General features: G+C 67.9%; 1 protein-coding gene. It reads left to right on the plus strand.

The features are described from left to right. The coding region (locus ACPYOG_RS19510) for a hypothetical protein (RefSeq protein WP_481295779.1) at positions 1-274 on the plus strand (274 nt) is incomplete at both ends.

The following is a 274-nucleotide window of genomic DNA, read 5'->3' on the forward strand; positions in this document are numbered from 1 at the left end:
CCGTCCACCAGGGCGCGAACAAGGTGACGCTCGCTCAGGCGGCATGGCTGCGCGGCGCGACCGAGATCCTGCTCTGGGTCGATAAGGACGAGAAGCATCCTGAGGTCGGCGCGCACGACGCGGTCATGCGCTACAACCTGCTCATCGACGTCGGCGTGACGGCGCCCATCCACTTCCTGCGAGCGGCGGGCGGATGGGCAGTGAAGGACGTCGCCGACATGATCGCCGCGGGCCAGAAGCCCGAGGATGCCGAGCCTGTCAGCCCCAACAAGCT

The organism is Leifsonia sp. HAY1-4F (genome assembly GCF_056755275.1).